We start from the raw sequence: 12,258 nt of genomic DNA, 5'->3' as shown, positions 1-12,258 counted from the left end.
TAACTTTTATTATTTAGTTGAATTCTTAATCAATTGAGTGTAAAATCTTATCGCATTGTTAAACTCTTCTACACCTATTCTTTCATTTACACCATGAAACGTTTTTAAATTCTTCTTATTTAAATGAAAAGGACAAAAACGATATACATTCGAAGAAATTTCTGTAAAATATCTAGAGTCTGATGCGGCAATCATTATGTATGGCGATATAACAATATCTCCAAAAATTTGTTTAATAGATTTATCTAAAGTGATATAATTGGGGGAATTTACATCAGAAACTATTGCAGCCTCAGATTTATTTAAAATTCGTAAATGTACATTATCATCATTTATAGATTCCTTGATATGTCCGTAAACATAATCAATACTTTCTCCAGGAAGAATTCTAATATTTATTACTGCTTTTGCATGCGTTGGTAATACGTTATTTTTTGCTCCTCCTTGAATTATGGTTGGAGCTACAGTAGTACGTACCAAAGCATTTGATGAGGGCGATTTCTCGTAAACACTCATCAAAACTGGTTCTAATAAATCTGCATTAGAAAATACAATTTCAAATCCTAAAGGCATTTCCGGACCAACATAATCAATAAAGTTTCTTAGTGGAGGGGAGATATAAGATGGGAATGGATCGTTTTTAATATTTGTAATTGCTTTACTAATAACATCAATTGCTGTTTCTGGCTTTGGCATAGAAGCATGGCCTCCTTCTACTTTTGTAGACAACTCCAATGTTAAGTAGCCCTTTTCTGTAGTACCAATTAGAGCAACATCTTGAGTCATTCCAGGTACTAAACCTTGTGTAATATATCCACCTTCATCTAAAACAAACTCTGCTTCTACTCCTTTTTGTTTTAGATAATGTGCCACCTGACTTGCTCCGTTTACACCCATTACTTCTTCATCATGTCCAAAAGAAAGGTAGATAGAACGCTCTGGCTGGAACCCAGATATAATAAGGTTTTCTACTGCTTCGCAAATACCAATTACACCAACTTTATCGTCAATAGCACCTCTACCCCAAATCATTCCATCTTTAATAACACCTCCAAATGGATCTTCTTTCCATTCTAATTTATTTTCTTCTGGAACGGGAACTACATCATAATGCGACATTAAGATGATAGGTTTTAAACTTGGGTTACTGCCTTTCCATTCAATAAGCATTGTAAACCTACCAAACAGATGGTGTGTAGTTGCTTTAAATGAATTTGGATAAGCTCCTTTTAGAAAGCTTAAGAACTGAAAAAATGCCGCAGAATCTAACTCTGCAGGATTATCATAAGAAATAGTTTTAATCTTAATCGCTTCTGATAAATGTTTAGCGGCATTTTCACTTACATGTGCTTTTGGCAACAATTCTACTTCAGACTGCTTTGATGAAAACAGTGCTAAATTGCTAAAAATATAAAGGCTCGCAATAACAAGAGTACCTAAGATAATACCAATCAGACGTTTCATAAATAAGATTTGATGAGATGTTTTTCAGTTCTAATAATTTAAATTAGTCAGTCTGTTAATCTACTCCAAAAACCTACCCACTTTTTATGCTTCTACTGTAAAAATATGTTGTCTATGTTCATATTTGTATGAAATAGTCAATCCACTTACTTTACATATTTTATGTACTAATGCTAATCCTAAACCTAAAGATTGAGAGGAGGCATTCCCTTTTATAAACCGTTTAAACAGTTGATCTTCGGGTATTGTTAACGGTGCACCATAATTACTAATTGAAAAGGATGCTTCTGAAGTCCTTATTTTAATTGGTCCATCGGTAGATCCGTACCTAATTGCATTCTTAAGAAGATTTTTTAAAATGATATCAAAAAGGTAGGGGTCGATAGTTAAAGTATGAGTAAAAAGTAAATTCTTTTCTATAGACAGTGATTTTAAGCTGGCCAATTCTTCAATGGCTTCAACTTGTTTATTTATTTCTGCCTCTGTTTTGATTTCTTGTATATCAGTAAACTCTCCGTTCTCAATCTTTGTGATTAAGTTTAGTGTTGTTCCCAATCTAGAAAGGTGATTTGCTTCGTCGTAAATTGTTTTAATCACACGCGCATCTTTCTCTTCTAATTCTTCCGAGATCATCAGTGTTTCTGCCTTATTTCTTATAATTGCCAAAGGCGTCTGAATCTCGTGGGCAATATCTTCTGTATATTCTTTTAAATGATTATAATCTGCATCAATCCTCTTTACCATATTTGTAAATAGGTTTTGCATTTCAACAAATTCAGAAGTGGACGTTTCTACTTTTTCAATCTTATCTGCAGAGCCTACTTTAAAGCGTTGCATTTGCTCTAGAATTCTTCTAAAAGATTGTAAAAAGTAGCCAGAAAGAAGGTAATTAAAAGTTACAGTTAGAATAATTAAAACTATAAATGAGGGAACAACATACTCAAAAATATCATCTCTAAAATAATAATAATTCTGAACCTCTCTATCCATTTCTATTCTATAAATTTTGCCATTGGCTTCTATAAGAGAAATTCTTTTTCTATGGATAAGGTTACGCTCAATATCTTCATGAAAGACGGTTATATCCTCATTAACGGGGTATTCTGTCTTCTTACAATGTTTAGTAACTTCTGTGATTTTTGTGATATGATGACCAATAAGAGAATCTGGAGACATGCCATCTCCAAGTAAATATTCAGCTTTTTTTTCTAGCCAACCAAAGCGTCTGTTAAGATCAGAATCAATAAATTCGTCAGCTTCCCTAGTTAAAAACTTTGCGTTAAATAAAAAGACAACCAAAGTAAATATTAAATAGAAAAGCGTTATTCTTGATAGTAAATTAAATGTCTTCTTTTTACTCATAATTATAGAGAAGTAGAAAACTTATATCCCATACCATAAACAGATTTTATTCTATCTACGCCACCAGATTTCTGAAGTTTTTTACGTAAGTTTTTTATGTGAGAATAAATAAAATCAAAGCTATCGGCCTGATCAACATGATCTCCCCAAAGATGCTCTGCAATATTCTCTTTTGTAAGCATTTTATCTTTATTATAAAGGAAGTAAATCAATAAATCATATTCCTTTTTGGTAAGTTCTAAGGGAACATCATTTACAGAAACATTTTTAGATAAAATATCTACTTTCAATTCTTCTATAATAATGTCGTTACTTCCTTTAAATTTTTTTCTTCTGAAAAGGGAACGAACTCTAGCTATTAATTCTGCCATATGAAATGGCTTTGTAATATAGTCGTCTGCACCAAGATCAAGTCCTAGTACCTTATCTTCTAAACTATCTCTAGCAGTAACGATAAGCACTCCCGCATTTGGATCAACTTGTTTGATTAGTTTAACAACATCCAAACCATTACCATCGGGTAAACCTAAGTCTACCACTAAAATATCATATTCATAAACACCAATTTTATCTCTAGCCTCTTCGAGTGTACTTACCCATTCAATGCTAATTTTTTGGTCTTTGAATGCTGAAATCACATCTTCTGATAACGATTCGTTGTCTTCTATCAACAATAATTTCATCCATCTAATTATTTACAATTTCTAGAAATGTTTCTTAGAAGTCCATTCCGCCACCATCTCCACCACCTCTTCTTGATGGCTTAAAGTTATTCAATCTATACGTTAAAGTTGCAGTAACTACGTGTGGATATCTAAAATCTTCTGTATAATTATTAAATCCAACACCTTCAGAATAGCTTTTTCTATTTGCTGTCCCTAGTACATCGTTCATAGAAACTGTAAGAGATAATTTTTTCTTTAATAAACTTTGTTTTACAGCAGCAGTCATCATAAAGTATCCTTCATTTCTACCCTGAGCTGTCACTGTTTCTCCAGTATATCTATTATTAACCTGAATAGAAGTTCCTTTACCTAACTTAAATGTATTGTTAAAACGACTACTCCAGTTTAAACTCTGACGATCAAAACTCTCTCCTTCTAATTCACCCTCAACTTTGTAATCATAAAGGTTACCCATTATGTCCATAGTCCACCAAGTAAATGGCTGAAAGTTTAATGAAAGTTCAAGTCCTAATGCGTAATCAGTACCTACATTTTCATAGGTATGCATAATTACACCTTCTTCATAAACACTCTGAACACGCTCAATTTTATTTTGCGTCATTCTGTAATAAGAATCTAAAGATATAGATGCTTTATCACCTAGATTTTTTAAATAACCAAAATCAAAAGAATCAATATTTTCTGGTAATAACGCAGGGTTACCACGTCTTACGTTAAAGGCATCTTGCCAAGTTACAAAAGGTTCTAGATAATAACCTCTAGGACGTTCAATTCTGCGAGAATAACTCAACATCAATTGATCGTCCTTAGGAAGGTTATAAGATAAGTGGATTGTTGGAAAAATATTCCATTGGTCAACAGGAAAGTCTTCTTCTTCTCCTTTTAAGTTAATATTTCTCCCTGTATACTCCGCTCGTAAGCCACCTTGGTAGCCAAATTTTCCAATTCTACCAGCGTAAGTACCATAAAGAGAATGAATAGTTTGGGTGTATTGTGTCGTAAAACTAAAGTCAGGTGCAAAAATGTAATCTCCAGTAGCCACATCATAATTGTAAACTTCGTTCACATCTTCACTTTTATTTAATCGTGTTTGCCACCCTGCCTCTATTTTGTCATTTGCTCCAATTGGTAAAGTATAATCTATCTTGGCTCTTAATCTACCACCGGGACCAACTTCTGTAGAACTTTGGCCGCTAGATGGCGTATTTGCCACATTTCCATTGCCATCTTTTTGGTATAATTCATTTTTAGAACTCTCAGTCATATCACGTCCACCATAATCTACTTGAGCATCAAGAACGTGGCCTTTTTTGGCAAATTTATGTTGATAATTTAAGTTAGCTGAATAATATAATCCTCCTCTTTCCCAATATTCACTACTAATGTACCTACTTTCATTTATTGGGTTTTCACTACCGCCAATTCTTTGATATTCATAAAAATCAGCATCCATACCTCCATACATTTTAAAGTCGCCAATTTTACCAGAGAACTTGATAAAATCATTGTCTGAAATAGCATATTCAACACCACCCTGAATACCAGCTACTTCAAAAGTACGCTCTCTTTCTCCTTCAGAAACAACATAAGAGGCTGTATCATTAGAATTCGTAATTCGTTCAGAATTATAAGTACCTGGTCCTGGTCTTTTGTTATAATTGGCACCTATATAATAATTCCACTTCTTCTTTTTAAAGTTGAGTAGAAAATCGGCGCCCACACGACCGTACATACCACCATTTACATTAAAAACGCCATTTACACCTTCTAATTTATTCTTTTTGGTAATGATATTAATTATACCAGCAGTACCATCAGGATCGTATTTAGCAGAAGGGTTTGTTATTAATTCAATATTTTCAATAGAACTTGCAGGTATTTGTTGCAAAGCCTCAGATGCATCTAAAACAGATGGTCTACCATCAATTAAAACCGTAAATCCAGAAGAACCTCTTAAGCTTACATTACCATCTCCATCTACAGAAACAGAAGGTAAATTCTCTAAAATATCAACAGCTGTACCAGACATAGAAGCAAACTGAGTACCTACATTTACTATCTTTTTATCAATATCATATTGAATTGAATTTTTAGTACCTACAATTTCTACAGCCTCTAAAACCTCGGCATCTGTAGAAAGAACTACATTCCCTAAATTCTTAGAAGAAGTTGTTTTAGAAATTTCGACATCATCTATAATAGTTTTCTGAAATCCAATAAAGGTGATTTCAACTGTATAGATTCCTTCTGGTATATTTTTTATTTGAAAGACACCTTCCGCAGAAGTAATTGTTCCGCCAATTAACTTTCGTGATACTTTTTCAAAAACACTCACAGTAGCATATTCAACTATCTGATTAGTTTCAGATTCTGTAACTTTACCTGAAATTGAACCTTGCTTTAAAGGATCATTTGCAAAAACTGAAGTCAGGAAAACGATTGAAAGTATAGAAAAAACGAATGCTATTTTTTTGTTCATAAACAGAGGAGTTTAATAAGTTCATTACAAACCTAGCATTCAAATCTGTTTGAAATTTGGAGAAATCTGGATTTTGAAAAAATATGGTCAAAACTCTACGCTAGATTTCCTACTTTTTCTATTATATAGAAACGCTATAAATAAGAATTGAAAAAGATTGATAATAAATAGTTAATCTTTATTTCAATTATCTATATTTGCAATCGCAATACTTATCAAGAAAGGCAGAGGGACTGGGCCCTATAACGTCTTGGCAACCTGCGCTCTCCATAGCAAGGTGCCAATTCCCAACTCGAAGGTGTTCGAGAAAAGATGAGTTTATCTCCTAAAATGACAAAAAAGGACATTTCCATGTCCGCATGCTAATCAAATAAGTAATGCCTTTTAATTATTAAACTAATTGGACATTTATTGATTTTGATATTTAGAATTCTTCTCTTTTGTAGCTTATTGACTTTAACAAGTTGCTTTGAACTCAATGAAAAGCTACAAATAATGAAAGATAACAAAGGGGACTACTCTTTTATGTTTGATTTCAGCGAAAACAAAGAGCTTTTAAATATTATTTCAACATATAGAAATGATGAAGGGCAACATATCTTTTCTGTCAATAAGTTTAATAGACCATTACAATTAATTACCGATGATCTAAACGCTATACCAGGCATTTATGACTGTAAAGCAACTTTAGATTCAATTGATTGGAAAATGGGCATTCGCTTCGCTTTTGTTGATATCGCAGCTTTAAATTCTGCATTATCAAAAATTGATGGTAAGAAAGAAATTGAATACCTCAAAATTCGCAAAAGAAAAGCACAGTGGACACAGAATATTAACTGGAAACAACTGATCACATCTCATTTACCAGCTTCTTCAGAATCTCAGGAGACCATGATAAATGCCATTGATTCTGCTTCTTATTCTTACCATTGGTACTTAAATAGAGAGATTAAGACGATTAAGTCTTATGAAATAAACCGCCTTGGTTCTTCTGAGGTAGAATATATTGGAAAGATTCCAGATGCAAAGACGAGTGCTTACATCACACAATGGAACATTAAGTTTAAATAAGATTACGAATTTTATATAATATGACATATTTATTTACATCAGAATCCGTTTCTGAAGGACACCCAGATAAAATTGCAGATCAAATTTCTGATGCAATATTAGACGCTATGCTAACTCAAGATCCTCAATCTAGAGTTGCATGTGAAACTATGGTTACTACAGGTTTAGCAGTGATTGCTGGAGAAGTAACTACAAAAGCATATGTTGAAATTCCTGATGTTGTTAGAGATACTATCAATAAAATAGGATACGATAAAGAAGACTACTCTTTTGCTGCTCATTCATGTGGTGTACAAGTAGCTTTACATAGTCAATCTCCAGATATCGCTCAAGGTGTAAACGTTGGCGAAGGTGTAGATAAAGAACAAGGTGCTGGTGACCAAGGAATGATGTTTGGTTACGCTACAAAAGAGACGGAAGAATATATGCCAATGGCACTTGCTTTCTCTCATAGCCTTGTAAAAAGATTAGCTGAAATACGTAAAAGTCATACTGATTTAATTGGTTACTTACGTCCTGACGCTAAAGCGCAAGTTACTATTGAATACAACGAAGATAATACGCCAAAAAGAGTACATACTATTGTTGTTTCTACTCAACACGATGAATTTCCTGGTGTATCTGATGATGTAGCTTTAGGTCAAATTGCTACAGATATTAAAGAGCATGTAATTAACAAAGTTATTCCAGCAGAATTAATTGATGCTGATACAATCTTCCATATAAACCCCACTGGTAAATTTGTTATTGGTGGTCCTCATGGTGATGCAGGTTTAACTGGTCGTAAAATAATTGTTGATACTTACGGTGGAAAAGGTGCTCACGGTGGTGGTGCTTTCTCTGGCAAAGATCCTTCTAAAGTTGATAGATCTGCCGCTTATGCTGCAAGACACATTGCTAAAAACCTTGTGGCAGCTGGTGTTGCAGACGAAGCATTAGTACAAGTTGCTTATGCAATTGGTGTTTCTGATCCTGTATCATTAAACGTAACAACTTACGGAACAAGTAAAGTTGATATGACTGATGCTGAAATCAGTAAAGAAATTGAAAAAATATTTGACATGCGTCCTAGTGCTATTGTTAAGAGATTAGGTTTAACAAACCCTATTTTCTTACCAACTGCTGCTTATGGTCACATGGGGCAATCTCCATATACAAAAGAAATTGAGATCAACTCTACTGAAGTTTCTGAAAATAACGGTAAGAAAGTAAGTACTACTGTTACAGAGAAAAAAGAAGTTGAATTCTTTACTTGGGAAAAATTAGACTATGTAGATAAAATCAAATCTGCTTTCAAAATTTAATCTTTTTTAAGTAAAAATTATTTTTTCTGAATCCTTGTTGGTAGCTTCACTAACAAGGATTTTTTTTTAACTATGCATATCATCAAAACAACCCTTCTTTTTCTACTAATCTTAACTGCCAATTCATTCTGCTTTGGTCAGCATTCTTTTACCGATTCTCTCCCAAAGGTCGGACATAACAAAGGTCGAAAAACTGTAGGCCTTGTGTTAAGCGGTGGTGGTGCTAAAGGAATAGCACACGTAGGAGTTATAAAAGTTTTAGAAGAAAACGGTATACCCATTGATTATATAACGGGTACATCAATGGGTGCTATTGTAGGTGGTTTTTATGCCGCAGGGTATACTACTGATGAGCTAGAAGCATTTTTAAGAGATCCACAATTTCAGGTCTGGGTATCTGGACAAATTGACCCAGCAGATGAATATTACTTCGGTAAACAAGATAAAGGTGCAGAATGGGTTAATTTTAATATTGAACTCGATTCCAATTATGACGTTTCTTGGGACCCTACAATAGTTAAAGATGCATCCTTAAACTTTGCTTTATCAGCAAGACTTTATAAAGCCTCTTATGAATCGCATTATAATTTTGATAGTCTTCAGATTCCATTTAGATGTATAGGTAGCGATATTTTTGAACGAAAAGCAGTTACTATCAAATCGGGCTCTGTGGAAAGAGCAATGAGAGCCTCTATGGCTGTACCTCTTGCTTTTAGACCTATCAAAATTGATGGTAAATATTTATTCGATGGTGGTGTTTACAATAATATACCTGTTGATGTTATGAAGGAAGACTTCAACCCCGACATGGTTATTGCTGTAAATTTAGGGGCTCATGATATGATTGAAGAGTACCCCTACGAGAATGATGATATAATGGTAAAGGGTAATGTGCTTAAATACATTATCATGAACAATACTTACCCAGAAGAAATTGATTCTTTAAAAGATGTCTATCTAGGCGTACCTGTCGATGCCTTTTCTTCTGCAGATTTCACTCCTGTAGATACCCTAATGAGCATTGGTTATAATTATGCTCAATCTCAAATTGGTTTTATAAAAGAAAAATATGGTGATAACCCAAGGGTTGAACCTAAAAAATCAGAATTTAAAGAATTATACAACCCAACAGTAGAAGATATTTCATTTGTTGAATTAAGTGATGATCTGAGTTTTGGACAACGTGTTTTTGTAAGAAACATCATTAAACCTAATAGAAGAAAAGATACTTCTATAGAACATTTATTAGGACGATATAATATGCTTATATCAAATAATTATTTTAGTGATATTGATGCCTATTTTTATTATGACACCTTAGATTATAAACCTCGATTACACATTGATGTAACTCCCAATAAAAAAATTAGAGTTGGTGTTGGAGGAAACATCGCTTCAAGAAACATTGGGCAAGCATACTTAAATGCACAACTTAGTGTTTTTAGAAAATCATTAAATACAATTAGGGTAAATGCATTTGCAGGAGCTTTTTATAGTTCTGTAAAAGCTGAAGTCGAAACGATGTATGCCAAAGCGATTCCTTTCTCTATTGGAGCTGAATATATTCTAAACCGATGGAATTACGGTAATGCTGGAGAATTGATTTTTGAACCAAGAGAACGTTTAGATGTTTATAGGGCTGATAATTATGCTGGTTTAAAAGCTAGTACAGCTACAGGTAGGAAATCTAAAATAACAATGTTTGGTGGTTATTTCTGGAATACTGATAATTATGATCAAGTGATCTATTTAGAAAGTGATTCTTCTGATATTTCATTACCTATTGATATAGTGGGAGAAGAACAACTTACAGGTTGGACTTTTGGTGCTACTTGGGAAATGAATAGTTTAAACAACCCAACATTTCCAACAACAGGAAAACGCTTAAAAGCATCTGCTAAAGCTATAATGAGTGACAATAAATTTAAAATTTATGTAGGTACACCACGCACAAGTGATTTTTATAATCCTTGGGAGATGTTGCAAGTTCAATATGAACAGTATTTTCCATTAAAGTTTTTTACGTTAGGACTTAAAGGACATGCTGTTGCTTCTAATTATCAGCAATCTGTTACAAAATCAACCTCTTTAGCAAATGCACCTGCATATTATCCTCTATTTGATTCTAGAAGTCTATTTACTGACGGATTTAAAGGCCCTAATTTTATAGCTGGTGGAGCTAAACTTATCAAAAATATATTTGGGGAAAGTATTCGATTGCAATTAGAAGGTCATCTTTTCTCTTCAAACGTTTCTTATGAAAGTACTGATAGAATTAATGTAACGGTAGTAAAACATGATTTTTTTGATAAAGACTACATAGATATAGCCCTTTCTGGATCAATAATTTACAGTAGTCCAATCGGGCCCATAAGTTGCTCTGTAAGTCATTATAATGAAGAAGATTATAACTATATGTTTTTACTAAATATTGGTTTCCTTCTCTACAATAAAAAGATTCTTGAAGAATAATAAATCTATTTAAATAAGCATCATTTAATAATTATGCTCTTAAATAATAAAGGCAGTAAAAGAAATTGATTCTCTTACTGCCTTTACTTTTATATAAAAACAACCCTATTTAAGATCTACTTAACATCTGAGATCTATGGCTATCTAATTTGATAAACGTAAATAATAATAGTGTAAATGCCCAAAGAGATGACCCTCCATAACTAAAGAAAGGTAATGGAATACCAATTACAGGAAATATTCCGATTGTCATCCCCATATTAATCATAAAGTGAATAAAGAAAATACAAGCCGCACTATACCCATACACCCTAGCAAATCTAGATTTCTGCCTTTCTGCCAATATTATCAATCTAATAATAAGAGCGGCAAATAAACCTATTGTTACAAGGCTACCAATCCAACCATGTTCTTCACCAATAGTACAGAAAATAAAATCGGTACTTTGCTCTGGCACAAAATTAAACTTAGTTTGGGTACCTTCTAAAAATCCTTTACCTAATAAACCTCCAGAACCAATAGCAATTTTAGATTGTGTTACTTGATATCCTACACCTAATGGATCAATATTAGGATTCACTAATACTTCAATTCTTTTTCTTTGGTGAGGTCTCATTACATCATACATAATATAATCAATTCCTTCTGTGAATAAGAAGGACACCACACCTATAGTTGTCACTAATAAAATAAGCGATTTATTCTTCTTCTTATATAAAATATAAGAAACGCAGATCACTACTAATAAGCCTAGGCAGATCATAATTACAGTTTCAGGAAGAACCAAAGCCATAATAAATAAGAATACAGCCCATAAACCTAAAGTCATAATCCAATCTGGTAACCCTTCTCTATAGAGCATCAAAATAAAAGCACTAAAAACCATTGCAGAACCTGTATCTTTTTGCAACATGACTAATGCTGTTGGCAAACCAATAATTGCTAATGCAGCTAATAACCCAGAAGGCTTATCAATCTTAACCGTTGGATTATCTATATACCGAGCTAATGCTAGTGCTAAAGCATATTTTGCAAATTCTGATGGCTGAATTCTGATAAATCCTATTTTAAACCAAGAGGTGTTACCACCTGCAGAGTGTCCAATTACTAAAACGCCCAATAAGGCTATTAAAGTCACTCCGAAAATAGGGTAAGCAAATGTATTGAAGAACTTAAAATCAATCAACATGATAGAAGCCGCAATAATTGCAGCACCACCAATCCACATTAATTGTTTTCCTGAATTTAAACTTAAAGAGAAAATACTCGTTGGAGCATCAGGTTGATAAACTGCCGCATAAATATTTAACCATCCAACAATAACCATTGTGATGTATAAAAAAACGGTAAGCCAATCGACGTTCTTCTTTGTAGTATCCTGACGCATATTTATTTTTCTCCTAAATAGGGAACTTTATCA

8 protein-coding genes and 1 riboswitch are annotated in these 12,258 nt (G+C 33.2%); of the genes, 3 read left to right on the top strand and 5 right to left on the bottom strand.

Features of this window, described 5'->3' with window-relative positions; genetic code table 11:
• Positions 1 to 9: 9 nt before the first annotated feature.
• The 4 genes from EI427_RS02555 to EI427_RS02540 form a co-directional block, all read right to left on the bottom strand.
• Positions 10 to 1,464, bottom strand: coding sequence for a M20 family peptidase (locus EI427_RS02555; protein ID WP_126611282.1), 1,455 nt, complete (start codon positions 1,462 to 1,464; stop codon positions 10 to 12).
• 84 nt (positions 1,465 to 1,548) lie between these two features.
• Positions 1,549 to 2,826: a sensor histidine kinase gene (locus EI427_RS02550; RefSeq protein WP_126611280.1), complete on the bottom strand. Its 1,278-nt coding sequence runs from the start codon at positions 2,824 to 2,826 to the stop codon at positions 1,549 to 1,551.
• Between the two features lie 2 nt (positions 2,827 to 2,828).
• Positions 2,829 to 3,509: a response regulator transcription factor gene (locus EI427_RS02545; RefSeq protein ID WP_126611278.1), complete on the bottom strand. Its 681-nt coding sequence runs from the start codon at positions 3,507 to 3,509 to the stop codon at positions 2,829 to 2,831.
• 34 nt (positions 3,510 to 3,543) lie between these two features.
• The gene (locus tag EI427_RS02540) at positions 3,544 to 5,991 is read right to left on the bottom strand and encodes a TonB-dependent receptor family protein (protein WP_126611276.1); all 2,448 of its coding nucleotides are present in this window, start codon (positions 5,989 to 5,991) and stop codon (positions 3,544 to 3,546) included.
• 209 nt (positions 5,992 to 6,200) lie between these two features.
• Positions 6,201 to 6,310: riboswitch (SAM riboswitch) on the top strand.
• Positions 6,311 to 6,486: 176 nt separating this feature from the next.
• Between EI427_RS02540 and EI427_RS02535 the strand changes: the two genes are divergently transcribed.
• From EI427_RS02535 to EI427_RS02525, 3 genes are all read left to right on the top strand, one after another.
• Positions 6,487 to 7,062: a hypothetical protein gene (locus EI427_RS02535; RefSeq protein ID WP_126611273.1), complete on the top strand. Its 576-nt coding sequence runs from the start codon at positions 6,487 to 6,489 to the stop codon at positions 7,060 to 7,062.
• A 20-nt stretch (positions 7,063 to 7,082) separates the two neighbouring features.
• Entirely contained in the window at positions 7,083 to 8,366 is a 1,284-nt protein-coding gene (gene metK, locus EI427_RS02530; RefSeq protein ID WP_126611264.1) for a methionine adenosyltransferase, read from the top strand.
• Positions 8,367 to 8,438: 72 nt separating this feature from the next.
• Positions 8,439 to 10,838 (top strand): patatin-like phospholipase family protein, encoded by a 2,400-nt coding sequence (locus EI427_RS02525; protein WP_126611262.1) that lies wholly within the window; start codon positions 8,439 to 8,441, stop codon positions 10,836 to 10,838.
• 109 nt (positions 10,839 to 10,947) lie between these two features.
• Here EI427_RS02525 and rodA read toward each other — a convergent pair whose 3' ends face one another.
• Positions 10,948 to 12,225 carry a rod shape-determining protein RodA gene (rodA, locus tag EI427_RS02520; RefSeq protein WP_126611260.1) on the bottom strand — a complete coding sequence of 426 codons (1,278 nt, stop codon included), beginning with the start codon at positions 12,223 to 12,225 and terminating at the stop codon, positions 10,948 to 10,950.
• Positions 12,226 to 12,258 lie beyond the last annotated feature (33 nt).

The organism is Flammeovirga pectinis (assembly GCF_003970675.1).
GTDB classification, from domain to species: Bacteria; Bacteroidota; Bacteroidia; order Cytophagales; family Flammeovirgaceae; genus Flammeovirga; species Flammeovirga pectinis.
Note: the sequence above shows the minus strand (reverse complement) of the source record. Positions and strands in the feature narration are given on the sequence as shown.